This window comes from Magnetococcus marinus MC-1 (genome assembly GCF_000014865.1).
Classification (GTDB): Bacteria; Pseudomonadota; Magnetococcia; order Magnetococcales; family Magnetococcaceae; genus Magnetococcus; species Magnetococcus marinus.
On the sequence record NC_008576.1, the window covers coordinates 1,138,994 to 1,163,647 of the forward strand.

The 24,654-nt window shown below is 55.5% G+C and carries 16 protein-coding genes; 11 read left to right on the forward strand and 5 right to left on the reverse strand.

Annotated elements, in window-relative coordinates:
* Positions 1 to 7 precede the first annotated feature (7 nt).
* The 4 genes from MMC1_RS04760 to MMC1_RS04775 are packed head-to-tail and all read left to right on the forward strand — an operon-like array spanning position 8 to position 6,159.
* Positions 8 to 1,015 carry a tetratricopeptide repeat protein gene (locus MMC1_RS04760; protein WP_011712604.1) on the forward strand — a complete coding sequence of 336 codons (1,008 nt, stop codon included), beginning with the start codon at positions 8 to 10 and terminating at the stop codon, positions 1,013 to 1,015.
* On the forward strand, positions 1,012 to 3,234 hold the full coding sequence (locus MMC1_RS19620) for an AAA family ATPase (RefSeq protein WP_011712605.1): 2,223 nt from the start codon (positions 1,012 to 1,014) through the stop codon (positions 3,232 to 3,234). Before MMC1_RS04760 ends, MMC1_RS19620 begins: the two co-directional genes overlap by 4 nt.
* Before the next feature lie 4 nt (positions 3,235 to 3,238).
* Positions 3,239 to 4,894 carry a GspE/PulE family protein gene (locus MMC1_RS04770; protein WP_011712606.1) on the forward strand — a complete coding sequence of 552 codons (1,656 nt, stop codon included), beginning with the start codon at positions 3,239 to 3,241 and terminating at the stop codon, positions 4,892 to 4,894.
* Positions 4,895 to 4,932: 38 nt separating this feature from the next.
* Positions 4,933 to 6,159: a type II secretion system F family protein gene (locus MMC1_RS04775; RefSeq protein ID WP_011712607.1), complete on the forward strand. Its 1,227-nt coding sequence runs from the start codon at positions 4,933 to 4,935 to the stop codon at positions 6,157 to 6,159.
* A 219-nt stretch (positions 6,160 to 6,378) separates the two neighbouring features.
* Here MMC1_RS04775 and MMC1_RS04780 read toward each other — a convergent pair whose 3' ends face one another.
* Entirely contained in the window at positions 6,379 to 6,999 is a 621-nt protein-coding gene (locus MMC1_RS04780) for a type II secretion system protein (protein ID WP_011712608.1), read from the reverse strand.
* Positions 7,000 to 7,451: 452 nt separating this feature from the next.
* Between MMC1_RS04780 and MMC1_RS04785 the strand changes: the two genes are divergently transcribed.
* The 3 genes from MMC1_RS04785 to MMC1_RS04795 are packed head-to-tail and all read left to right on the forward strand — an operon-like array spanning position 7,452 to position 10,074.
* Complete coding sequence (locus MMC1_RS04785) at positions 7,452 to 7,946, forward strand: hypothetical protein (RefSeq protein WP_011712609.1); 495 nt, start codon at positions 7,452 to 7,454, stop codon at positions 7,944 to 7,946.
* Positions 7,943 to 9,367 (forward strand): hypothetical protein, encoded by a 1,425-nt coding sequence (locus tag MMC1_RS04790; protein ID WP_011712610.1) that lies wholly within the window; start codon positions 7,943 to 7,945, stop codon positions 9,365 to 9,367. The genes MMC1_RS04785 and MMC1_RS04790 overlap by 4 nt, the downstream gene beginning before the upstream one ends.
* Positions 9,364 to 10,074: a hypothetical protein gene (locus tag MMC1_RS04795; protein ID WP_011712611.1), complete on the forward strand. Its 711-nt coding sequence runs from the start codon at positions 9,364 to 9,366 to the stop codon at positions 10,072 to 10,074. The genes MMC1_RS04790 and MMC1_RS04795 overlap by 4 nt, the downstream gene beginning before the upstream one ends.
* A gap of 99 nt (positions 10,075 to 10,173) precedes the next feature.
* Here MMC1_RS04795 and MMC1_RS04800 read toward each other — a convergent pair whose 3' ends face one another.
* Both MMC1_RS04800 and MMC1_RS19625 read right to left on the reverse strand, forming a co-directional pair.
* Positions 10,174 to 14,466 (reverse strand): serine/threonine-protein kinase, encoded by a 4,293-nt coding sequence (locus MMC1_RS04800; RefSeq protein WP_011712612.1) that lies wholly within the window; start codon positions 14,464 to 14,466, stop codon positions 10,174 to 10,176.
* A 391-nt stretch (positions 14,467 to 14,857) separates the two neighbouring features.
* Positions 14,858 to 17,227: an SUV3 family DEAD/DEAH box RNA helicase gene (locus MMC1_RS19625; RefSeq protein WP_011712613.1), complete on the reverse strand. Its 2,370-nt coding sequence runs from the start codon at positions 17,225 to 17,227 to the stop codon at positions 14,858 to 14,860.
* A gap of 104 nt (positions 17,228 to 17,331) precedes the next feature.
* On the opposite strand from MMC1_RS19625, the gene MMC1_RS04810 reads away from it, so the two are divergent.
* From MMC1_RS04810 to MMC1_RS04820, 3 genes are read left to right on the forward strand one after another with little or no spacing between them, the layout of a single operon-like run.
* Entirely contained in the window at positions 17,332 to 18,000 is a 669-nt protein-coding gene (locus MMC1_RS04810) for a TVP38/TMEM64 family protein (protein ID WP_011712614.1), read from the forward strand.
* A 4-nt stretch (positions 18,001 to 18,004) separates the two neighbouring features.
* Positions 18,005 to 18,919, forward strand: a complete 915-nt coding sequence (locus tag MMC1_RS04815; RefSeq protein WP_011712615.1) for an ROK family protein — start codon at positions 18,005 to 18,007, stop codon at positions 18,917 to 18,919.
* A gap of 12 nt (positions 18,920 to 18,931) precedes the next feature.
* Positions 18,932 to 19,687, forward strand: a complete 756-nt coding sequence (locus MMC1_RS04820; RefSeq protein ID WP_011712616.1) for an MBL fold metallo-hydrolase — start codon at positions 18,932 to 18,934, stop codon at positions 19,685 to 19,687.
* Between the two features lie 76 nt (positions 19,688 to 19,763).
* Here MMC1_RS04820 and aspS read toward each other — a convergent pair whose 3' ends face one another.
* Both aspS and MMC1_RS21455 read right to left on the reverse strand, forming a co-directional pair.
* The gene (gene aspS / locus MMC1_RS04825; protein WP_011712617.1) at positions 19,764 to 21,587 is read right to left on the reverse strand and encodes an aspartate--tRNA ligase; all 1,824 of its coding nucleotides are present in this window, start codon (positions 21,585 to 21,587) and stop codon (positions 19,764 to 19,766) included.
* Between the two features lie 241 nt (positions 21,588 to 21,828).
* Complete coding sequence (locus MMC1_RS21455; protein ID WP_041640811.1) at positions 21,829 to 22,791, reverse strand: SEC-C metal-binding domain-containing protein; 963 nt, start codon at positions 22,789 to 22,791, stop codon at positions 21,829 to 21,831.
* 270 nt (positions 22,792 to 23,061) lie between these two features.
* Between MMC1_RS21455 and gltX the strand changes: the two genes are divergently transcribed.
* Positions 23,062 to 24,486, forward strand: a complete 1,425-nt coding sequence (gltX, locus tag MMC1_RS04835; RefSeq protein ID WP_041640813.1) for a glutamate--tRNA ligase — start codon at positions 23,062 to 23,064, stop codon at positions 24,484 to 24,486.
* Positions 24,487 to 24,654 lie beyond the last annotated feature (168 nt).

Below are 24,654 nucleotides of genomic sequence, written 5' to 3' on the forward strand. Positions count from 1 at the left end.
CTCAGCCATGAGTGTCATTTATAAGGCGATGCGTAATCTGCAAAGAAAAAAAGCCGAAGAGACCGTTGCGGCTGAGCCCATGGATGCCCCAACCGTTGTCGAAGCCATTGAGGAAGAGAGGCCGTCGGTAAAACGTAGAGGGCTGGTGTGGGGCGGTGCAGGCTTGGTGGTGGTACTGCTGGGGGGATGGTTAGGTTACTACTATCTGGATCAGCAAAAACAGGAGCAGGTAGCCCAACAGCAGCGTTTAAAAGATAAAGCCGAGCGGGAGCGCCGCGCGGCAGAGGATGCCTCGGCTGAGTCGCTGGGGGATCTTAAGCTGGAGAGCGTGGTCAAGGTGTTCAGCAAAGGCAGCGTGGTGCCCATGCCGGACTATTTTGCGATGTTGGAGGCGGCCCTCCCTCAACAGGCCCAGGCCGATCCAGCGCAAGGGGATGAAAAGCCGGTGATCGAGGCTGCCTTACCGGATGCCTTGGAGCGTTTTCTCTCCCTAGAGCAGCTGCTCGAAGAACCCCAGCCAGAGCCCCCCGTGCAGAGTGTGGTACAGAGCGCGGTAGCCGCTGCACCGCCGCCGCCTCAGGCAGAGCAAGTGGCCCCGCAGAGCGAGGAGCCGGAACAAAGGGGTCGTGAGGTTGACGAGAGCAGCACCCTGGTGCAGTTGGAGTCGGTGCGTCAGCTGACGCTAGACCTAAGTTATGCCATGCAAAAGGGGCAGGCGAAGAGTGTGGCCAAGTTGCTCACCAAGTTGCGTCAATCCCGTGGGGAAGATCACCCCATTGTGCTTAAAATGGAAGCCTTTTGGGATATGAAAAACCAGCGCTATGGGCGCGCTATTAAGCAGCTGTACAAGGTGCTCTATACTCAGCCGCAGGATCGTGATGCCCGCTTTAATCTGGTGGTGGCCCAACTCCATGTGGGACAACTGCGTGAGGCCAAGCGAGGTCTACGTGCCCTGCGGGAGGAGTATCCCGAGGATCTGCAAATTGCCCAATTGATGAAACGCTACGTACAATGAGTGCCCCCCAACATGGGTTAAACCCCACCCCAAGTAATCGAGCCCCTGCCTATGGGGAGCTCTATCTGGAGTTTTTAGGTCTTATCCGCCCCCCCTTTCCGGTGGTTCCAGATGCGGAGAATTTTTATCTGCCCGCTCGCCTGGATGTGCTGATTGCCGAGATCACCCACGGCATTCTAACCCGTAAGGGGTTTATGGTGATTACCGGCGAGGTGGGCTGTGGTAAGACCACCATCACCCGGCGCATTTTGCACACCCTGGAACACCATCCGGTAGAGAGTGCCTTGATCATCAACACCTTCTACCAGGGGGTGGAGCTAATCGAGGAAATTTGCCACGATTTTGGCATCGCCTTGGATGAGGATGGAGGGTTGGGCAACCGCTTAAAACAGCTCAACCGATTTTTGATTGAAAAACACAAACAGGGGAAAATCTGCACCATTATTTTTGACGATGCACAAAACCTCTCCCATGAAAGTTTGGAACTGGTGCGCATGATCTCCAATTTGGAGACAGAGCATGAAAAATTGGTGCAAATTCTATTGGTTGGACAAAGTGAACTCAGTGCTAGGCTGGATGAGCACGCGCTGCGCCAGTTAAAAAGCCGCATTGTTATTTTGGGTCAGGTTACCCCCTTTAATGCCGACGAGATGAAACAGTATATCCATTTTCGCCTCAACCGTGCAGGCTCTGGTGGGGTGATTGGCATTACCGAGCAGGCCTATGCTCGGCTGTTTAACTGGACCGGTGGCAATCCCCGTTTGATCAATAAATTGATGGATCGCACCCTCTACGGACTGTTTGCGGAGAATACCACCCGTATTGAGGCCAAGCTGGTGGATGGGGTGGCCGCCGAGGTGGGGTTGACCGATCAATGGGGGCGGCCTAACCGCCGTTCCCTCTGGACGGGCTCTTCTCTTATCCGCTATGTGTTGGCGGCGGCTGGCGGTGGGCTGCTGGTGATGGCTGGGCTCTATTTGGCTGGGGTGTTGGGGGTGCCTCAGGCACCATGGCGGGGCGATGGGCCGGTGGTGATCTCCATGGGTAGCCCGAGTATGGCGGAAGCGCCGCTGGCAGCCCTGCCTGCGCCGATGCCGTCTGCGCCGATGCCGTCTGCGGATAACGCGGTAGAAAACGCTGTAAGCTCTCCTGCGTCTGCGACCGCTCCCCAAATGGGGGCCGAGGATGCGCCATTTTATGTGGCAGTTCACCATTTTTTGAGTGATAAAGGGCTGCAACGTCACACAAAAAGTTATCTGCAAGCCCTACAAGAGGGGTGGTTGGAGACGCTGGCCCAACATATTCATAACGAATCCGGCTATCGCTTGGTGCGCCTAAATAAGGTGCCTGATGCCCTGCGCAAAAGCTATTTGCTGCTCAAATATAATGATCCTGTGCGGGGTGAGTCGTTTCACTTGCTGTGGAAGCCTGAGCGTTGGTTAGCCCCTGATCAGGTTGGTCCACGGAATGAAGCCTCTGCCCATCTGCAACGCATGTTGGCGATGACCCCTTTTTACAAGGGTCTGCCCGATGGCATGATTGGCCCAGAGAGCTTGAATGCGATCAAGGCGTTTCAACGTGCTTATGATCTACCCGAGAGCGGCCAGCCCGATGCTGAGACGCAGTTTATGTTGGCGTTCTATGTGCGTAAACAGTTGCAGCTTTCTGAACGATTACAGCAGAATAAAGCGCATATTCCGCAAGCGTCAAACGTTGCTGTTGCTGCGCAGCTTGACCCAACCATGATCGAGTTACAGCCGTTGCGGCACCAACCGGTTAGGCATAATCTAACCCGTACCCTGCCCCTTTCGCCGTTGCAACCTAGCCAGCCGCTGGCGGTGGTTGCCCCTCTGGATGAGGGGGTGATACCCAACCGTACCGGTGGGGATAATACCGCACCAGCGGCGCAAGGGGATGAGCTCCGTTATGCGGTACAGGTAGCGACCTTTCAGACGCAAACACAGGCCGTTAAATTGACCGAACAGTTGCAGCAGAGCGGTATGCCGGCCTTTGTACAGCAACTGGATGCGGCGAGCGGGGGCGTGTGGCATGTGGTACGCATGGGTCCTTATTTTGATGGCGCAGTGGCGGTTCAAGCGCGGGACCAGATAAAAAAACGCTATCAGCTTTCAGCCATTATTGTTCACCTTAAGAGAGAAACCCCCCATGCGGCTGAAGCGCAGGATGGGGTGGGCCACGCTGTAGCCACGGGGGAGTGACATCATGAACGATCAGCCGCGTAAAAAACCCATTGGTGTGCTGCTGCAAGAGAAGGGTTTGATCTCCGATGCCCACATCGGTCTGGCTTTGCAGGATCAGAAAATCACAAAAGAGCGGGTGGGTGAAATTCTTGAGCGGTTGGGCTTTGTCTCCCAGTACGATGTGGCCACCACCATCTCGGAGCAGGAGGATCGCCCCTATCTGGATATTAACGCGGTACGCCCAGCGGAGGAGAGCCTGCGGCTGTTTAACCGCAATATCTGCGAACAAAACGATTTTTTGCCCATGCGCCATGATACCCAAGCCGGGGCCATTGAGTGCGTAACCGCCGCAGATGATGTGGTGGCCCTGGATAAATTGATTACCCGCCATACCGGTTTAAAGCCCTTCTTTTACCAGGGGGAAAAGGGCAAAATCCGCAATGCGGTGCAGTACTATTACTATTTTCTGGAAAACCCGGTGGAGAAGTTGCTGGAGCGGGAAATCCAGTTGCTTAGTATGGATAAGGATGATGTGCGCAATCTGGATAACTTTGTGGCGCATCTTTTTCAGTTGGCGGTTAAAAACCGCGCCTCGGATATTCATATACGCCCCATGGACCGGGCGATTAACATCGCCTTTCGTATTGACGGTGTGTTGCGTCCCATGTTTTCCCTGCCCCCCAGCATGAAACGGGTGATTACCACCCTGAAGATGCGGGCGGATATGGATATTGCCGAGCAGCGTCTGCCCCAGGATGGGAGCTTTGGTGAGACCATTTTGACCAACCACTATGATTTTCGGGTCTCCACCACGGTTTGCCCCTATGGGGAAAATATGGTGATGCGTCTGTTGCCCGCCAAGAGCGACTTTATGGGCCTGCCCCAGTTGGGTTTTGAACCCGACGATATTGAGCTGGTGCGGCAGATTTTTAACGAACCCTATGGCATTGTGCTGCTGACTGGGCCGACCGGATCGGGTAAGACCACGACGCTGTATGCGGCGGTGCGGGCGTTAAACTTGACCGAAAAGAATGTGATGACGGTGGAAAACCCCATCGAATATCGTATTCCCTTGATGCGCCAGACCCAGATTAATACCAAGGCTGGTTACACCTTCTCCAGCGCCATTCGCCACTTTTTGCGGCATGATCCAGATGTTATCTTGGTGGGGGAAATTCGCGATAAAGAGACCGCCGAAACCGCCATCTCCGCCTCGGAGACCGGCCACTTGGTGCTCTCGACCTTGCACACCAACACCGCCTTTGGTGCGTTGCCCCGTTTGCGTTCGCTGGGGATCCCGCCCTTTATGTTGGCCGATTCTTTGGTTGGGGTGGTGAGTCAGCGTTTGGTCCGTAAAATTTGCCCCACGTGCAAAGAGGCCTATACCCCCAGTCAGGAGGAGTTGGACTACCTCAAGATTGAGGGGTTGGATACCCTCTACCGGGGGGTGGGGTGTGAAACCTGCTTTGGGACAGGTTTTCATGGTCGTACCTTGGTCTATGAGGTGCTACGTTCGTTCCCCGCCTTGGCGGTTGCCATTGGTAATGATGCGACCTTGGATGAGATGCGCCATATTGCGGTAAGCAATGGGTATCGTGAGATTGAGACCTGTGCCCACGCCAAGCTGGTGCGGGGAGATGTCTCCCTGTCAGAAGTGGTGCGGGTGCTGGGTTATTAAGGGCAATCGTGGGATAATCTGCAGGTGACGGTGGTGGCATGGCCTATTTCTACTACAAATACTTGAGCAAGGATGGCCCCATTGCAACGGGGTTGATAGATCTGCCCTACGATAACCCGATTTCGGCTACCACCTATCTGGAGCAGCAGGGCCACACGGTGATTGTGGTTAACCCGCTGAGCCCCTTTATGGGAGCGTTGGCGGGGTTGGCGATCCACACCTTTGAAAAAAAAGTGACCATGGAGGAGCTGGCCGAGGGGTTAACCAACATGGCGGTTATGCTTAAAGCCGGTATTCCCCTAATCACCTGTCTTAAAGATACCATTGCCGATCATGACAACTCGACCCTATCCAAGGTGGGGCAGCAGTTGGTTATGCGGGTGGAGGGTGGCTCCAGTCTGGCAGAGGCATTGGCGGCTTATCCCCGTTATTTTCCCGATACCTTGGTCTTTTTGGTGCGCTTGGGGGAGGAGACCGGTAGCCTGGATCAGACCGTGCGTGATGCCGCCGCCCACACGCAGAAGATGGATAAAATCCGGCGGGATACCAAAAGCGCTTTAACCTATCCCACCTTTATGTTTGTGGCCATTTTTGGGGCGATGTTCTTCTGGATCTACCTGGTGGTCCCGCCCATGGCTGATATGTTTAAACAGTTTCAGCTGGATCTGCCGGTATTTACCAAGATGGTGATCGACGGTTCTGTGGTGATCAAAGCCAATGTGGGGATGATCTTCGGTGTGCTATTGGGGACCATTTTTACCTTGGTCGCCCTGGTTAAATCCAGCGCAGCGGTGCGTAAATTAATCCAAAGAATTTTGATGAAAACACCGATTTTTAAGGTGATTCTTACCGCTTTTAACCTCGCTTTTATTACCCAATATATGAGCATGATGCTCAGGGCCGGGGTGGATGTGATGCGCACCTTGCAGGTGTTGAAAGAGGCGATTCCCAACGAGATCTACCGGGAGCATTTGGACCAAGTACAGGAGAATTTGGTTTCGGGGATTGGCCTGCGGGAATCCTTTGATAAGGTGGGGATCTTTCCCAACTTTGTGGTGCGTATGATCGGTGTGGGGGAGCAGTCGGGTACCTTGAGTGAACAGCTGGAGTATATTGCTGAAGATTATCGGGTTAAGCTTGATGAGTTGGTGGGGAATATTGGTAAGTTGGTGGAGCCCATCGCCATTGTGGTGGGGGGCGGTCTGTTTATTGCGCTGGCCATGGCGCTGTTTGCCCCCCTCTACCAGTTGATTAAAAATATTTAAGCTTAAGCCAAACGCTGTGGGGGAGATTGAAGGGGGCTCTGTATGTTTGCCGACTCTTAGTCTGGTTGGTGGGGGTGCGACAACGCCAAGTTGGGGGGCTTGCTTTCAGCAAGATAAGTGGAGGCGCATGAGAGAAGGGGTGTATAGAAAAGCCCCCGTCGTATGGCGGGGGCTTTTTTTTAACGCTGCATCAACAAGACCGTCGATTAAATCCAGAGCCTATTGCTGCATTTTATACCAGCAAGTGGCCGCAGTGACAGCCGTCTCATCTTTAACGGTGGTGGCTGTGGGGGCGATGTCGCTGGCGCAACGGAACACACCATCATCGAACTGGACGATGCCATCAATGGAGCTCTCCAGGGTGCTGAACAGCACAGGGGAGACCGCTTCAATTTGCATCAAGTTACCGATCAGGGTGCCCGTGCTGGTGGGTGTCGTCGAGTTAACAAACGAGACAATCAGCGTATGGGGGCTGCCAGCGGCATCATAATAGAGATATTCGTTTTCGTTACCTGTACCACGGCCACGGGGTACTTTAATACCGGTGTTGGTGAAAATTTCGGCAAAGGTAGCGCCATCGGCTACACTGGCAATACCGGTGGGGGCGGTAATAACATCGCCGGGTACAACCCCAGTGCGCTCATAGTACTGGTTGTAGGCTTGCACCCACTGGCCAATAAACTTGTTGGTGATTTTGCGGTACTCTGCATTTCGTTGCAGATCTTTACCAACGGAGACCGCGCCGAGGATCAAACCAATCACCACCAACACAATGGCCATCTCCATCAGCGTGAAGCCAGCCTCTTTGCGTTGGTTGTATTTTTTGACAAAACTAAACATGTTAACAGCTCCTGTACGGCCACGGATATCTGGGTGAACGGCCAACAGGCCGCCGCCTAACCTAACGTCCAACCCGATCCCATCTGGATTGGATTGTCTCATCTATAAAGAAGTATACCACACTCCAGCTAAGATACTGGTGTGAGTTTAACGTTTCAATGGTGTGTGTCAAGCATAACGTGTAAAGTTGCAGGGCTGGTGCGACTAGGGCATAAAAATATAACAAGCGGCCCTTACGTTACAAGCACAGACAGTCTGCTAGGTGTATTTACCTACAGAGGTTTGAAATGCGTAGGATAATGTGTAATTAGCGTGCCATCCTAAACTCTAGGGTAGCATCCCTTTGAGCAGCAGACTATCATGTTTTTTTTGATAGGGGCAAAATGGGGGCTCAGATGCCCTTTGGTCATGTGTAACGGGGTAAGGTTTCGGCCTGGGAACAGGGATTCATTATGTTGCAGATCATTCGATTGGTCACATTAATCTTGGCTGTGGTGGGGGGCGGTATGCTGCCCTTTGTGGTAAGTGACGCCCTAAAATCTTATGAAGCCTATCAAAAAGCCCAGCAACTTAGATCAAACGTGTTGCGGTTGCAAGGTGCCTATGCAGAGTACCAACGGGGTGTGGATCTCTACAAAGCTTACCGGCAGCGGATGTCCGCCTTTAGCCAAGTGGCCCAAGATAGTGGCATTGTGCGGGGGGAGTGGGTGCGCTATGAAGTGGATATGAAAGAGCGTTTGGTGGATGTGCCGCAGATGGGCTTTTTGTTGGAAAATGCCCGCAATGGTGGCCACTACTATTATGACCCGGTCTCTTTTGAACTCTTTGCCAGTGAGCATCCGGTCATGGAAAAGCATACCGAAGCCATGGGCGACGACGCAGGTGCGGAGGGTAGTCAGGCCCTGGTATCCATAAAAGGCACCTTTTTGGTGTATGAGACAAAATGAGCATAAACACGATACTTGAACTGGATGGACAGCGGGTTCAGCTCTCGGTTAAGCGTGCCAAGGACGTGGCCGACGTTAATGAAGTCAGCGGAGATCGTTGGTTAATCACCGATTTTGGCGGTTCGGTACCACGCCTGATGATGGTGGATGCTCAACTGAAATATGCCGAGATCAAGCTGCAACGCAAACTCCAAGAGATGGGGGAAGGGGACGAGAATAGCCGCATCCTCACCCTGTGGAAGAAAAAACGGGGTGAAAACAGTACCGAGGTGCTGTTTGGCGTGGTGCCTGGGGCCAACATGGGGGTCTATGAGGATCTGGCCTTTGAGAGCCGTGATCTGCACCTGACCTTTTCATTTAACCGGCTGTTGCTGGCGACTTTAGAAAAATATGGGCTCAAACAGAACGTGGTGGTGTTGTTTGAGCATGACCGCCATGTGGACTATATGGTGGGCAAACAGGGGCGTATTTTGGGAGCCGGGCGTATGTCTTCGTTCGCGGCTACCAGTGAGGCCAAATTGGCCCTGGCCGAGACCATTGCCGAAGAGATGAAACTGCTGGAAAAAGAGAACCACCAAAAGATTGATCGAATCATCCATTTTGGTTACTACCGATCTGAAGCGGTTGAGGGGGGTGAGTCCCAGTCGACCGTGCAAACCTCGTCCACCGCGTTCGGCCAAACCAAGGTAGGGGATGCCAAAACCGGTTGGGTGGGTGAGGATGGACAAGCCACCGGTGGCGCTGATGCCAGTTGGGTCATCGCCCTGGCCGAGTTGCTGGAGTGCACGCCAGAGGTGCTCTCGCCTTCGCGCTTATCCATGGGGGATGGCAGCTTTCTCATTACCTCCATACCCAAAGTATTGCCGCTGCTCAAAGCGTGGGATGCGGTCAATAAAGATCTGGATAAAGCCGCCTATAGCGGACAACGTTTGGCCCCTTGGTTGACCGCCGCCGTATGGGTACTGGTCATTGGGGGACTGTTTGTGCATTTTTGGTTTGAGCGCAATGCCGCGCTGATTCAAGCGGATGCCCGGCAACTCAAGAGTAAAATTGAACAGCAGGGGCAGGTGGAAACGGTGGTCGAGTTGAGCGATGCCGAAAAGGATATGGTGCGCTTTGCTGGGCAACTTGCCAACCTAACCAAAATCTATGATGCCAAACGTATCATCGCGGATCTCTCCCAGGCCCGTTCCGACCGTAAAATACAGCTTTTGCATCTCCTGATAACCCACGAAAACCAATTGCCTACCATTCTTGTTGAGGGGCGCATTGATAACCCTTTTTCGGTGGCCAGCAAGGAGCACGAAAAATTTTTAAGCGCTCTGCGCTCAAAGGGTTATACGCTCTTGGAAAATCAATTGGATACCGATATCTTGCAGCTTAATTTTAAGCTTAAATTGACCCGGGAGCGCGAATCATGAAGAGCAAACTGCTCGGTTTGATCGCCTCCTCTGTGCTGGGGTTGGCCATTGCCTATACCGGTTATGACCTCTATATGAGCCAAAGCTTGCCAGGGGGGCTTTTTTCACCCTATAGCGCCGCACGTAACGCCAAACAGGAAAATAGCTTTGGCAAACTCCCCAAGCCCGATGCCGGGCTTGATGTGATGCGGGAAAATAACGAACCCCTGCTCAGGCAACTGCGCTCCCCACGGGGGCGGGAGAGCGGTAAGATCAATATGGCCATGTTGGGTTACTCGAAAGACTCCATCATGCAAAGCCGCGAAAACATGCAGGCGTTGGGCGAAGATTTTCGTAAGCGTATCATCTCAATGACCTTTGTAACCGGTGAAGATCGCTATGCGGTGATTGATGGTGTGCTTTATAAAGAGGGGGATACCTTCGAGGATGGGGCCAAAATCCGCACCATCCGCCCCGATAAAGTGCTCATCGCTGGGCGGGAAACGTTACAGTGGGTCGAGGTGTTTAACCCGGTTGAGGTGAAGCGTAAAGAGAAGCTCAAACCCGCTGAAGCAACAAGCGCCGCGGCCCCGGTGGATCCTGCCGCTGCGGCAGCCTTGCAAACACCTGCGGCGGCGGCGGATCAAAAAAAGGCGCTGGGCGTTGGCAATATTTTAGACTCGCTCAAGATGATTCAAAACTACAAGGGCATGCTGGAGCGTATGTAAAATCCCGTGCGGCTTAGTCACAAGATAAAAGCCCAAGCCAAGGCGTGGCTTGGGCTTTTGTTGAGTTGGGGGAAATTATTTCAAAGCGCGGCGACAAAATTAGAGCTGGGTCGCGTGTCCATTGGAGGCGTTATCACTCTGTTTTTTGGCTTTAATCCACGCCTTGACCATCTTATCCCCATCCAGGCGCTGCTGCTGATCCATATTGCGAATAATCAGGCTTAGATTGCTAGCGGCGTCTTGGTCTCCAGCGGCGGCGGCAACGGCGTTCCAAAAATAGGAACGGACGATATCCTTGGGCACACCCCGCCCCACCTCAAACATCCAAGCGAGGTTTTTCTGGGCTTTCATATCCCCTTGGCGGGCGGCCATTAAGTAGAGCTTGACCGCTTGGGTAATATCTTTTTCAACCCCTTTGCCCTCTTCGTACATCCAAGCTAAGTTCTTTTGAGCCTCTCGGGAGCCTTGCTGCGCCGCAGTACGATACCAGAAAATCGCCTTTTCCAGGTTTTTAACCACCCCTTGGCCCCGCTCATACATGAGCGCAAGTTGGTTCTGTGCTGCCACATGGCCCTGTTTGGCCGCTTCACCAAACCAATAAAAGGCATCCGCCATATCTTCATCCACCCCAATGCCATCCCGGCGGTGGACCGCCATTTGATATTGTGCCTCCCGATTGCCTAACTCGGCGGCCTTGCGTAACCAAATGGTTGCTTCGGTGCTGTCGCTGGATGAGCCGCCCAGCCCTTCCATTAAAATCTGCGAGAGTTTAAGTTGGGCAGGGACATAACCTTGGCTGGCCGCTTTGGTGAGAAAGCTACGCGCCTCGGTATAGTTGGGGCTGGTGCCGATGCCAGTAATCAGCGCCTCACCCACCAAATATTGAGCCGGTATAATATCTTGGCGTGCCGCCTTGATCAGCCATTTATAAGCCTCTGTATGGCTGATGGGGCCACCATGCCCATATTTATACCACAGCCCTAACTGGTATTGCGCACCTTCCAGACCATTATTGGCCGCTTGGGTCATCACCTCACGGGCCTTTTTGGGGTCTTGCTGGGTACCGATGCCGCTGTCGTAGAGCTGGGCTAAGCGATAGGTGGCAAGATCTACCCGTTGCGCGGAGGCTTGTAAATAGAGTTGAAAAGCTTTTTGCGGATCTTTGGCAAACTTTTCATCCCCCAGTTCATAAAGCTGGGCCATGACAAAACGGGCGGGGGCAAAACCGCGATCCGCTGATTTTTTTAACCACTCCAACGCTTGAGCATGTTTGAGCGGATCCCCATGATCCGCCTCGCCAAGGGCTACGGCATAGTAAAACTGGGAGAGGGCATCCCCCTTTTGGGCCGCCTTAGCAAACCAAGTCACACTTTCTGTTAGGCTTTTAGCCGTGCCGGTCCCTTGGCGCATGGCCAAAGCCACCTGGCGCATGGCCCGCACGTGGCCCTGTTTGGCGGCCTTGACCATCCAGTTAAACGCGGTTACATCATTTTTTTGCAGGCCATCCCCCACACTGCGGCGCTGCCCCAGTTGATACATGGCGGTGGCATTGCCTTGCTCGGCTTGCAGGCGCAGCTCGGCAATGACCTTTTGGGTGCGCTCCTTATCGCTGAGCAGCAGATCCCCGGTGCCAATCTGTCCCAGCCAGATGAGACCTCCAACCAGTACCAGCAGAATGCTCGCAGCGGCAATCAAAATAACCCGGTTGCGACCACTGGTAAAATCGGCGGCCAGCATCTCTGAAGAGAATTCGGCAGAGCCTTCTTCGGTGGCCACCGCATTGAGCCAGTCAGAGATCTTTTGTGGCCGCTCGGTCTCCACCACCGTTAGGGCCAGATCAATGGCTTTTAGCACCGCTTCGGAGTAGCGCCCCGCCCCCACATCCACCGCCGGGTTCATGGGGTCTGGAGCATTGCGCATAAGGGCATTGCTGCGCTGGGGCGCGTTGGCAGGTTTGCGACCACTGATGCAGCGGTACATGACCGCCCCCACCGAATAGATATCGGTCCATGGCCCTTGACGGGAGGCGTCGTCGAAATATTGCTCCATGGGAGCATAGTTGGGGGTGAGCATGGCGGTCATTTGGCCATCCTCATTGCCCGATTGCTGGCGGGCTGAACCAAAGTCCAACAGCACAGGGGTGCCATCTTTGGAGCGGATGAAAATGTTGTCGGGTTTGATGTCCCGGTGGATATATTTTTTCTGGTGAAGAACCTCTACCCCCTGAAGCAGCGGCATAATGACCGCGAGCATCGCTTTTTCATCCAGGGTTTTTTCCCGCTTGAGCACGTCCGAAAGGGGTTCCCCCTCTTCAAACTCCATGGCCATATAGGCGGTGTTGTTGTGGGAAAAATAGGTGAGAATACGCACCAAGGAGGGGTGCTTAAACTGGGCGAGGGTACGGGCTTCATCCAGAAAACGGTCGCGCCCTTGATTGAACATTTTAATGTCAGACTGGTTGCGCGCCTGGATCGATTTGTCCGGCATACGCTGCGCAATCTGTTTGGGCAGATACTCTTTAATGGCCACATTAAGATTGAGGTTAAGATCCTTCGCCCGATAGGTAAGCCCAAAGCCCCCTTGGCCCAATACCTTTTCCACTTGGTACATATTGTTGAACAGCAGTTCACCGATGGGTAGGGCGTCGGGGTGTTTATGATCGCTATCCTCCCCTTCGGCATCCTCATCCTTTTTTTTGCGGCGACGGCGGGCCAATACCGAACCCGTGCCCGTGGTGGTCCCGGTGGTGTTACTGGTTGCTGCGGTGGTTTCGGTTGGGTCGTCCTCGTCGGACATGCCCTCTTGGGTCATGCCTGTGATGGGCTCTTCATCCTCATCGCGCATGCTTAGCCTGGGGGATTGGGTCATGATGGTTGGTGCGTCGTCGTCACTATCGGCATCATCCTGGGCGGCTAAATGGGCCAATTTTGCTGAAGATGCAGATGGGGGTGCCAGTATGGTGGCGCCCTCTTCATCCTCCTCATTCAAGGCATCGTGAGGGGCCAGCAGGGTGGCCTCGTCGTCCTCATCCCCAGCGTGGGGGGCCAGCAAGGTGGCTTCGTCGTCCTCATCCCCAGCGTGGGGGGCCAGCAAGGTGGCTTCGTCGTCCTCATCCCCAGCGTGGGGGGCCAGCAGGGTGGCCTCATCGTCGTCATCCCCAGCGTGGGGGGCCAGCAGGGTGGCCTCGTCGTCCTCATCCCCAGCGTGGGGGGCCAGCAGGGTGGCCTCGTCGTCCTCATCCCCAGCGTGGGGGGCCAGCAGGGTGGCCTCATCGTCGTCATCCCCAGCGTGGGGGGCCAGCAGGGTGGCCTCGTCGTCGTCATCCCCAGCGTGGGGGGCCAGCAGGGTGGCCTCGTCATCGGTATCGCGTGGGGCCAGCAGGGTGGCCTCGTCGTCCTCATCCCAATTGAAGGAACCGGCGGGGGGCTGGGCTGTGGCAAGCAAAGAGGGTTTGGGTTGCCCCGCCGTTTGGTTCAAGCCGGATTGGGGTTTGCCCATGGGTGGTATGGGTGCCAAAAGAGTTGGCGCATCATCCTGCTCATCGGGGTCCACCGTAAAGGGGGCAGGGGGTTGGCCAGCTGATCCAGCAGGGGCAATCTCTTCCCGCGTGGTGGGTTGAAAATCCCCCTGTTTTTTAGCCGGTAGTGGCCGTTTAGCAATAGGGGTGGCTAAACCCCCCAGCTTAAAGGCCCCCTGGTTGGCAGGGGTAGGCGCTTCGGCTTCGGGCTTTTCCTCCACGACCTTAGCCTGGCTAGGGGCGGCTTTGCTCAGTTTAAAGCTACCCCGATCTGGGGGCGAGAAGTCGCTGTTGGGCGCCGGGGCCGCAGGTTTGCTGGAGCCCAATTTAAAGCTACCCCGATCTGGGGGCGAGAAATCGCTGTTGGGCGCCGGGGCCGCAGGTTTGCTGGAGCCCAATTTAAAGCTACCCCGATCTGGGGGCGAGAAGTCGCTGTTGGGGGCCGGGGCCGCAGGTTTGCTGGAGCCCAATTTAAAGCTACCCCGATCTGGGGGCGAGAAGTCGCTGTTGGGCGCCGGGGCCGCAGGTTTGCTGGAGCCCAATTTAAAGCTACCCCGATCTGGGGGCGAGAAGTCGCTGTTGGGTGCGGCCTGTTGCACGGGTGCGGCCTGTTGCACGGGTGCGGCCTGTTGCACGGGTGCGGCCTGTTGCACGGGTGCGGCCTGTTGCACGGGTGCGGCGGGCTTTGTGGGCGTAACCGGTGTAGGGTCCTGGATATAGGCGGCGTCGTCAGCCGTGGATTTAAGCGACAAACCCGTTATGGGGGTCGGGGGGGTTGGCACTGGGGCTGAAGGTTCAGGGGCACGGTTCTGCTCTTCCCCGATGGGAAGGAGAGAGAGTTTGATGCCGCTACCGGGATTTTTTTGATCGCTCATGGTTCTAAACCGCCGCCCTAGTGATGTTCTGTCCGACTGTCATACGATGCGCCAGAAATGGCTGGCATGCCCACAGCCCCTAGCTAAGCTGGAACTATGCCATATTCCGCGTGCCACGCCCAGCCGGAATGCTCGAACATCACCTTAATCTCGGTGCAAATATACCTAAGTGGGTGTGGAGGACGAAACCAAGCGTTGCCGTTTGACAGGGCCGTATCGGCCAAACTGGCTAAGCTCTGCCGTGCCATGCCTTCAAGAGAGGAGCGCTCGTGGCCAAGGAAAACCTGTGGGGATGTGGATATAGGTCGCCCTATAGCCGCCCCCCTTCATATCGTGAGGGGCAAGCGAACGCTTTTACCGCTTGTGAAGGCTTAGCCAAGCTTGAGCTGCCTTAGCCATGGCGACCATGGTTGCGTTTGTTGGGCTCTTTTTTGATGGGTTTACGACCACCGCGTGGGGGGTGCTCGGTATGCCGACGACCCGGTGGTTCGCAACGGCGGCAAAGTTTACCGCGCCAATGTTCCGGCAAAGGGGCGTGGCACTTATCGCAATGTCCGGCCTCGCGCACCTTGCGGGGGCGACCCAGCAGGGTATTAATCTCGGTATTTAAATGGGCGCGTAGGCCCTCAGCCTCGGCAAGATCGGGAAAGAGCTGCTCTTGGCGGAAGTGTAACCAACAATAGAGATTGACGATTTTTACCGCATCCTCAAGCTTGACCAACCGGTTGGGGTCCGCTTTGTGGGGTGGGGTGGGTAGTGCATCTTGCAGCGTGATGGGGCTGTTTTTAGCAATGGCCGCCACCATATGTTCAAACGCCGTTACCACCACCGTGGCCCGCAGCGGCACCGGGGCCGCAGAGAGCATAAAACGGGTCGGTAGATCCAGTTGTTTATGTCGATCAGCAATGCGCGCCAGGGTGGTCTGGTCGTCCAAATCGGCCAGTTCATAGAGGGCAGGGTCGGGCTTGACCGTCTTGATAAAGAGGGTAAACAGCCGGGTTAACCGTAGCTTTTGATCCTCCTGTAACTGAGCAATGGCGGTAAGATGGTCCAAGTTGGGGGCCAAGTGGGCCTTTTTGACATCAAAGGGTACCGCCAGCAACGCCTGTTTAATATGGGCCGTACCAATGCGGTAGGTGCCCACATAACCCACCTCATTTTTACCAAAACGACCCGCCCGCCCTGCAATCTGCCTAACCTCCATTGGGGTTAGTAGGTGCTCGGTGCGATTGATCATCTTGCGATCCTGGGCAAACAGAATGGTTTTGATGGGCAGATTAAGCCCCATGCCGATGGCATCCGTTGCCACCAAATAGGGTGCTTCGCCGCTATTAAACAGTCTGGCTTGCATGCGGCGCACTTCGGGGGGGAGCGCCCCGTAAAGAGCAGCGCACTTTTTGCCCGTGGCCTGCTCAACCTCCGCTTTAAGACGCAACACCTGGGCACGGCTAAAGGCCACCAAGGCCGTGCCTGGCTCCATTTCGGCGAGGGCTTCCACCGGTTTGCTCATGGTCTGCAAGGGGGTTAAACGCTCCAGCTCCACCACATCCCAGGGCTCTTCGGTCAGGCGTAACAGTTTTTCAATCACCGGGCGGGCCGACGGCGCTGCAATGACGCACACCTCTTTGGCACGTACCCCCAAAATGGCCTGAGTCCAGGCCCAGCCTCGATCTGCATCCCCCACCATCTGGGCTTCATCAATCACCGCCACATCATAGCGGGTGTGGGTGGAGAGCATCTCAATGGTGCTGGCGGTATGCTTGGCCCCCTGGACCAAAATACGCTCCTCGCCCGTAACCATACTGCACGGCACCCCCCACTCGTTGAGGGTGTCGGCCACCTCCAAGGCTAACAGCCGCAAGGGGGCCAGATAACAGCCCGTGGCGGCATCCTTGAGGCGTTGCAGCGCCTGATAGGTTTTGCCCGAGTTGGTGGGGCCAAGATAGAGCGTGAACCGGCGGTAGTTCTCCCGCGCGGGGAAAAGATTATGAAACTCCTCAATGCGGGTCGCTTTGGCAATCTGGTGTTCAAACAGCGCCCCCTCATAGCGTTTGTGAAACTTGCCGTAAAACTCCCAAAAGGGCTGTAATGCAAAGGGGTCCTGGCTCTCTTGTTCCTGATGGCGCATCTGCTCCAAAATGGGGCGGGCGAGGGCATCGTTGCGCTCCTCCAGATCCTCCAACGCGGCTTGGTCTCGGTAACGACGGTAGGCGTTGAGGGTGTCGAACCAGATCGCATGGGTAAGTTCCCCTAAATCCAGCTCCAACTCACGGGCTGGGCGCAGCAAATGAGCATGCTGATCCACCAGTTCCCGATAGCGGCGTAACAGCTCTTGCAGGTCAAATTCTACCTCTTCAGGGCGCTGCTCGCCCATTTTGCTCAACAGATCGCTGCGGGCCTCGTCCAAGCTCAGCCAAGCCTGGTTCCACTGGGCGCAACGTTCGGTCATGGCCTCGCGCTGAAGCTCTAAAAACTCCCGCTCATTCACGCTTTGGTGATAGGCAAACAGTGGGGTGGGGTGCTCCCCTTCGGTGTGGGATAGGGGCTCAGCATCTTGGGGAATGCGGCGACCTTTCTTTTTCCAAGCCTTGCGCGAACGCAGCGGTACGATATCCTTGAGGGCATAGTAATAACGACCTTCCCGCTCTACCGGCTCGACCTCGGGGGGAATCCACTGGTGGCAGGTGATGCGCTCTTCTGCGATCCACCCCTCTTGGGCAGGGCTCTCCAGTACCAATGGGCTAGGCGGGGTCTCTGGCATCGGTCATTCCGGTGGCTGGTGGGTGAAGATCAGGAAGGTGGCGTGCGTCATGACTCTGTCACACGGTGCCCGTATGTTAGCAGGGTTGCAGAAGGGATGGCAGGATGAAAAAACAGTATGTTCAGATCCTGCTGCTGTTCTTGCTGCTGCTGGCTATGGCTGTCACTTGGCGCTATGGGGGAAATTTACAACCCGCTGCTCTGGAAGGGGGGTTGCGGGGGCTGGGTTGGGCGATGCCCCTGCTCTTTATGCTGCTCTATATTTTAGCGACGGTGTTGTTGTTGCCGAGTGTTTTGGTCACGATGGCAGGTGGTGCGCTGTTTGGTCCCGTGTGGGGCACCTTGTATAGCCTAACCGCAGCCAGTTTGGGGGCGGGCATCGCTTTTTTGCTGAGCCGCTATCTGTTGCGGGATTGGGTGCAGGCGCGTACACGGGGTATGCTGAAAAGCTTAATGCAGGGGGTGGCGGATGAAGGGTGGCGCTTTGTCGCCTTTACCCGCTTGGTGCCGTTGTTCCCCTTTAGCCTGCTTAACTACGCCTTTGGTTTGACGCAGCTGCCCTTTTGGACTTTCATAGTCGCTTCGTGGCTGTTTATGTTGCCGGGCACCGCAGTTTATACCTACCTGGGTTATGTGGGAAAAGAGGCCGCCGGTGGCGGTGAACATGTGATGCACCAAGGGCTGTTGGCGCTGGCTCTGCTGGCTCTGTTGCTGTTTGTGCCAAGATGGATCAATAAATGGCGGGGCCGTAGCCTCGCCAGCCATAAAGGATAGTGGTATGCGTATTGGTGTGGATTTGGGTGGAACCAAAATTGAGGGTATTGTCATGGATAACGCGGGAGAGGTGCGGGCGCGACATCGCTGCCCAACCCCCCAGGGAGATTATGCCGGTACCGTGCAGGCGATTGCTGCATTGGTTAACACCATTGAACAACAGGCCGGTGTGGCGGAACGCCAATTGCCGGTGGGAGTGGGCACCCCTGGCGCGGTCTCACCCTATACCGGACGGTTGAAGGGCTCTAACTCCGTTTGCCTGATCAATCAACCCCTGCGCGAGGATCTGGAACGGATGTTGGCACGACCGGTGCGCTTGGCCAATGATGCCGACTGCTTTGCCCTCTCCGAGGCATCCGATGGAGCCGCCGCCGGTGCCCCCGTGGTGTTTGGGGTGATTGTGGGCACCGGTTGTGGGGGAGGCTTTGTGGTCAATGGGCAGCTCCTGCAAGGGGGCAACAGCATCACCGGGGAGTGGGGACATAATCCGCTGCCCGGCCCGCTGGATGATGAACGCCCCGGCATCGACTGCTACTGCGGCAAAGCGGGTTGTATTGAAACCTTTATCTCCGGTACCGGTTTTGCCCGGGACTATAATGCGGCGGCGGCGACTCAATTGAGCGGTAAACAGGTGGCCGAGCGGCTGCACGCCCAAGAGCCCCAAGCCATTGCCGCCATCGAGCGCTACGAAAACCGTATGGCGCGCGCTTTGGCCTCCATCATCAATATTGTCGACCCCCATGTGATTGTGCTGGGCGGGGGCATGTCCAATGTGGCGCGTCTTTATGAAAATGTACCAAAAATATGGGGTCCTTATGTCTTCTCCGACCGGGTAGATACCAAGCTGGTCAAAGCAAAATATGGGGATTCCAGCGGGGTGCGCGGGGCCGCTTGGTTGTGGCCTGCCCCCCACAGCTAAGCGAGGATAACGATGCGGCTTACCATTTTGGGCAGCGGTACCGGTGTGCCGCTGCCAGAGCATCAGCCCCCTGGTTATTGGGTGCAGAGCCTAGGGTGCCAGCTCTTGATGGATTGCGGCAGCGGTAGCGTTTGGCGACTGACGGCCCTGGGCGGGTCGTTGGTGACGCTGGATGGTGTCGCCATCAGCCATACCCATCCAGACCATTGCGGCGATCTGCTGACCCTGTTGCATGCCTTGCATCTGCCCGGTATGCAACGCGATAAGCCTTTATACCTCTTTGGCCCAACCGGATTTGCCGCCTTTTTGGAGCAGTTTATTTTTCAACAGACCAAAAAGCCCAAAGGCTTTGCGCTGGTCGTGCAGGAAAATCCCCAGGCTGTGCGCTTGGGTGACTTGAGCCTGAGCTCTGCCCCCATGCAGCACTCCACCTCGACAGCAGCCATCGGCTACCGGGTGACAAGCCAAGGAGGCACGCTGGTCTATTCTGGGGATGCGGAGCCCTCTGCTGCGTTGATCGGCTTGAGTGACGCTGCGGATTTGGCCGTTTTTGATTGTTCCACCCTGGCCCAAGGGCAGGTGGCCGGGCACATGAGCGCCTTGCAGTGCGGAGAGGTGGCTCAGCAAGCGGGGGTGAAACGGCTCATTCTTTCCCATCTCTACCCCCTTGCCCAAGGGCGCCCCAACCGCGACCGGCTGGCCGAGTGCCGTTTGGCCTATGCTGGGGAGGTGGTGTTGGCCAGTGACCGGGCCCACTTTACAGTATAGGGTTACGCCATACTGCCCACAAAAAAGCCCCCGCTGGTTGACCAGCGAGGGCTTTTTTGTGGCTCGGACGGGTAACTTACTCCGCCGTTTTGGGCTTAAAGGTGCTGCGTAGGTGCAGCTCTTTTAACTGAGCGCCATCCACCTTGGAGGGAGCCTCGGTCATCAAACAGGTGGCCTTTTGGGTTTTTGGGAAGGCGATCACATCGCGAATGGAGTCCAACCCCAACATCAATGTGACCAAACGGTCCAGACCCAAGGCCAAACCACCATGGGGTGGCGCACCATACTGTAGCGCACGGAGGAGGAAGCCAAATTTGCCCTCGGCCTCCTCTTCGCCAATCTCCAGCAGCTCCAGCATGCGGCGCTGGAGCATCGTATCGTGAATACGAATCGAGCCACCGCCAACCTCGGTACCATTTAACACCAGATCGTAGGCCAGCGAGCGCACTTTCTCCAAAGGATGCTCCACCGAGGCTCCATCGGCATTCTCTAAATAGATAATGTCGTCGGGGTGGGGCGCAGTGAAGGGGTGGTGTACCGCTGTGTTGCGGCGGGCTTCGTTGTCCCAATCCAGCAGGGGGAAGTCCGTTACCCAGACAAAGGCAAATTTTTCGTCACAGAGCATCTCTAACTCTTTGCCCAATTTTACCCGCAGACGGCCTAGAGATTCATTCACCACACTGGCTTTGTCCGCGCCGAAGAAGAGTAGATCACCGACCTGGGCTTGGGTAGCCTCTTGAATGGCCTGTTTTTCAGCATCGCCCAAAAATTTAACGATGGGGGATTGCCAGCCATCCTCCTGCCAGGGGCCGTTGACCTTGATATAAGCCAGCCCTTTGGCCCCATAGATGCCTACAAATTCGGTATAGGTGTCGATCTGTTTGCGGGTCAAACTGCCGCCACCAGGAACCTTGAGCACCTTGACCAAGCCGTGCTCATTGCCACGCCCCTCCAGGGTGGCCGCTTGGCGGAACACCTTGAATTCCGAACTTTTCATTACTTCGGTCAGATCTTTCAGCTCCATGGTAATACGCATATCTGGGGCATCCAAACCATATTTATCCATGGCTTCGGCATAGGTGATGCGCCGTACAGGTTGGGGAATGGAGACCCCAAGTGCCTCTTTAAAGGCCTCCACCACCACGCTCTCGGTGAGTTCCATGACATCGTTGGGCTCAACGAAAGACATCTCAAGATCAATCTGGGTGAACTCGGGCTGACGGTCAGCGCGCAGATCTTCATCCCTAAAACAGCGTACAATCTGGAAATAACGATCATAGCCCGCCATCATGAGCAGCTGTTTAAAGAGCTGAGGTGACTGGGGCAGGGCATAAAAATCCCCTGGGTTGACCCGTGAGGGCACCAGATAGTCCCGCGCCCCTTCAGGGGTGCTGCGGGTTAACATGGGGGTTTCGACCTCCACAAAGCCCGAGCCATCCAGATGTTTACGTACCGATTGCATGATCCGGTGACGGAACATCAGATTGCGCTGCATATCCGGGCGGCGCAGATCAAGGAAACGGTATTGTAAACGCAGGTTTTCCGAGATCTCATCATCCAACTGAAAGGGCAGCGGCAGCGAGCTGTTGAGAATGGTTAAATCCTCCACCACCACCTCAATGCGACCGGTATCCATATTGGGATTGATGGTGCCTTCGCTGCGGGCTGTCACCTTGCCGGTGGCGCGAATCACATATTCGCTGCGCAGAGTGTGGGCTTGGGCGTGGGGTTCGGCAAACAGCTCGGGGCTGAACACAACCTGGACCAGACCCGTGCGATCCCGCAGATCAACAAAGATAACCCCGCCATGATCCCGGCGGCGGTTGATCCAACCTTCCAGCACAACGGTTTCACCAATCTGGGATTCCCGCACATCGTTACAATAGTGGGTGCGCTTCATGTTGCTGATGCTCCAAAGTATGCAATGTCTTGCGCCCGTGTGAGCGCAAGGGGGATGGTTTTATATAGGGGCCGTTGGTGTGGCGAGAGCACGTTTGGCTTGGTCGGCGTGGGCCCCAGCCTGAGGGGGCATGGTGCCGATGGTTATGCTCTACGCCTACCAAAGCGCCATGGTTGAAGGCTTGCTCACGGGCAAGCTGGAGCTTGCCGGGTGTTGCGACACCATGGGTCCCCCTGGTTATTTACACTTCTGTCGGGCTTTCGTCTGACTCAACATCGGGAAGTTCCTGACGTTTGGCCTTGTCCAGGGCGTCATTAATCATCGCTTGCAGGGCCTGCTGCTCTTGCTCGGCGAGGTGTTGGGTGTGCTCAATGGCGGTTTCATAGGCGATAATGGCACGCTCCCAGTTGCCGGTAGCATGATGGGTAAGCCCCTTGAGATAGTGGTTAAAGGGGTTGTGGGCATCCTGCTCCAGGGCGGTGTCGGCCCAGATCTCCGCGTTGCTGGGGTCCCCTTGGTCCAGGTAGAAGGCGGCCAGCTTTTGGGCAACCTGATGACGCTCTACCCCCTTGGGGTGGTCATACTCATCCAGCAAGAAAGATTCAGCCTGCTTGCCCTGATCGACCTCCACCAGCCACTCGGCATAGCGGGCAATCCAATAATCGTAGAGCAGATATTCATGCTCACGATCCCCATCCATGACCCCTTCCAACAGCTCAAGGGCGGCGTCAATATCATCGTGACGGTAGTAGGCCGAGGCCATTTCGCTGGCCACGAGGTCAGAAAGATGGTCGCGGGGAACTTGATCCAGCGCCTCTAGGCCCATTTTACTAATGAGCATGGCGGTGGCGGTGGCCATGATGGGGGCCGTAGGGTTGCCCAACTTAAAGCTCAACTGCTCGGCTTGATCAATGTGGCAGCTTTTAAATTTTTTACCCGAACCACAAGGGCAGGGATCGTTGCGGCCTATTTTGGGGGCCGGGGCTTGACGATTGGTGCGGGATTTAAATCCCAACTCAGCGCGAGGGGCCATATCGGTCAGGCGCTGTGCAAAAAATTCATAACGCTTAACCAGCGGATCTTTGGCGACCGCATCGTTGTCGGCCAGCCATTGCATCAGGCTCTCTTGATCGTCGGTCAGGGCGGCACGACAAAGGGCCTCGGCATAGATGTTAGGATCATTCAGATTTTTAGGCTGAACCACGGTGTGTGCTCCAATCGACCAGGGGGTTCGAGAATAGAAACGCAACATTATACTAAACAGCGGGGGGTAAACGCTAGGAGATTGGAGAGAAAAACGGCGGTCCGCCATTGTAAATTTCCAGTTACCGTGGTAACAACGCTCTATTCCAGCTAGAATGCCACAGTCGGCCTCTCCCCTTGGGGGAGATGGCTGTGCGAGTTTATGTAAGAGGGGGGTGTGTCAACCCGGTGCAGCCCCGTGCCAAGAGCCTTAAATGACGAGAAATGAATCATGGTCATGCGTACCCGTTTTGCCCCTTCACCCACTGGATTTTTGCATGTGGGTGGTGCCCGTACCGCTCTGTTTTGCCATCTGCAAGCCCGCCATGTGGGCGGTACCACCGTGCTACGCATTGAGGATACCGATCGTGAGCGCTCCAATCAGGCGCTGGTGGATGCCATTCTGGATGGACTGCACTGGCTGGGGTTGGATCCTGATGAGGGCCCTCTGTTCCAGTCTGACCATACCCAACGCCATACCGATATGGCGCTTAAGTTGTTGGAAGAGGGTAAGGCGTACAAATGCTACTGCACCAAGCAGGAGTTGGATGATATGCGCGCGGCCCAGCAGGCCCGTAAAGAAAAACCACGCTACGATGGCCGCTGCCGCCACCGTAGCGAGCCCCCCTCGGATCAACCCTATGTGATCCGTTTTAAAACCCCGTTGGAGGGTGAAGTGGTGTGGCCGGATATGGTGCAGGGTACCATCCACATCGCCAATAAAGAGCTGGATGACCTAATTTTGCTGCGCTCGGATGGCTCCCCCACCTATAACCTAGCGGTGGTGGTGGATGATCATGATATGGAGATTACCCATGTGATTCGGGGCGAGGATCACACCAGTAATACCCCTCGCCAGATCCATCTGTTCCAGGCCCTAGGGTGGGATGTGCCCAGCTATGCTCATATCCCCCTGCTGCATGGCGAGGATGGCTCTAAGCTGTCTAAACGGCATGGTGCGGTGTCGGTCTTGCAGTTTCGCGAAGAGGGATTTTTGGCCAGTGCTCTGAATAACTATCTGGTGCGCATGGGCTGGTCCCATGGTGAAAAAGAAGAGTTCACCATGGATGAAATGGTGGCGCTGTTTGATGTCAACAATGTGGGACGCAGTGCGGCGATTTTTAATACCTCCAAGCTGTTGTGGCTTAACGGTGTGCATATTCGCCAGTCAGGGCCTGAACAGTTGCGGGGCGAGTTGATGTGGCACCTGCAACGCCTAGGGGTGGACAACCCCAACCCTAATTTTATTGATCAAATTATCCCCGGTATGCAGGAGCGGGTGAAAACCATGTTAGAGATGGCGCAAATGGCCATGTTCTACTTTAAAGCGCCCACCGAGTATGCCGAAACAGCCGTGGCCAAACATTTGCACGCCGATATCTTGCCCGCTTATGCCGCTTTGCTGGAAAAATTGCACACCGTTACAGCAGATGAGTGGGATAACGGTGGGTTGGAGCGCGCCTTTAAAGTGGTTATGGCGGAAACAGGGGCGAAAATGGGTAAAATCGGGCAGCCGGTGCGCATCGCCATTTCTGGGAGTGATATTGCGCCGGGTATCTATGATATTCTGCAACTGGTGGGGCGGCATGAGAGCTTGCGGCGGCTTGAGGTGCTGTTAAGCTTTTTTCAACAGCGGGTTCATGGCGCAAACGGCTAAAATATCGCCGCTGTACCCCTACCATATAAACAAAATCGGTCAGGATCGGTTTTATGTCGGTTATGAATTGTTACTGGAGCATGGTGCGTGCCATAATCACGGGGTGAGAAAAGGTGGACGGGAATGTTTTTTTGTCGCGGAATCCTGTCTAGCCGCTTTCGCGATGGG

What these genes read in the sequence shown, in the direction of transcription:
- MMC1_RS04760 (WP_011712604.1), top strand. Translation starts at nt 8, where the DNA reads ATGAGTGTCATTTATAAGGCGATGCGTAATCTGCAAAGAAAAAAAGCC.
- MMC1_RS19620 (WP_011712605.1), top strand. Translation starts at nt 1,012, where the DNA reads ATGAGTGCCCCCCAACATGGGTTAAACCCCACCCCAAGTAATCGAGCC.
- MMC1_RS04770 (WP_011712606.1), top strand. Translation starts at nt 3,239, where the DNA reads ATGAACGATCAGCCGCGTAAAAAACCCATTGGTGTGCTGCTGCAAGAG.
- MMC1_RS04775 (WP_011712607.1), top strand. Translation starts at nt 4,933, where the DNA reads ATGGCCTATTTCTACTACAAATACTTGAGCAAGGATGGCCCCATTGCA.
- MMC1_RS04780 (WP_011712608.1), bottom strand. Translation starts at nt 6,999, where the DNA reads ATGTTTAGTTTTGTCAAAAAATACAACCAACGCAAAGAGGCTGGCTTC.
- MMC1_RS04785 (WP_011712609.1), top strand. Translation starts at nt 7,452, where the DNA reads ATGTTGCAGATCATTCGATTGGTCACATTAATCTTGGCTGTGGTGGGG.
- MMC1_RS04790 (WP_011712610.1), top strand. Translation starts at nt 7,943, where the DNA reads ATGAGCATAAACACGATACTTGAACTGGATGGACAGCGGGTTCAGCTC.
- MMC1_RS04795 (WP_011712611.1), top strand. Translation starts at nt 9,364, where the DNA reads ATGAAGAGCAAACTGCTCGGTTTGATCGCCTCCTCTGTGCTGGGGTTG.
- MMC1_RS04800 (WP_011712612.1), bottom strand. Translation starts at nt 14,466, where the DNA reads ATGAGCGATCAAAAAAATCCCGGTAGCGGCATCAAACTCTCTCTCCTT.
- MMC1_RS19625 (WP_011712613.1), bottom strand. Translation starts at nt 17,227, where the DNA reads ATGCCAGAGACCCCGCCTAGCCCATTGGTACTGGAGAGCCCTGCCCAA.
- MMC1_RS04810 (WP_011712614.1), top strand. Translation starts at nt 17,332, where the DNA reads ATGAAAAAACAGTATGTTCAGATCCTGCTGCTGTTCTTGCTGCTGCTG.
- MMC1_RS04815 (WP_011712615.1), top strand. Translation starts at nt 18,005, where the DNA reads ATGCGTATTGGTGTGGATTTGGGTGGAACCAAAATTGAGGGTATTGTC.
- MMC1_RS04820 (WP_011712616.1), top strand. Translation starts at nt 18,932, where the DNA reads ATGCGGCTTACCATTTTGGGCAGCGGTACCGGTGTGCCGCTGCCAGAG.
- aspS (WP_011712617.1), bottom strand. Translation starts at nt 21,587, where the DNA reads ATGAAGCGCACCCACTATTGTAACGATGTGCGGGAATCCCAGATTGGT.
- gltX (WP_041640813.1), top strand. Translation starts at nt 23,062, where the DNA reads ATGGTCATGCGTACCCGTTTTGCCCCTTCACCCACTGGATTTTTGCAT.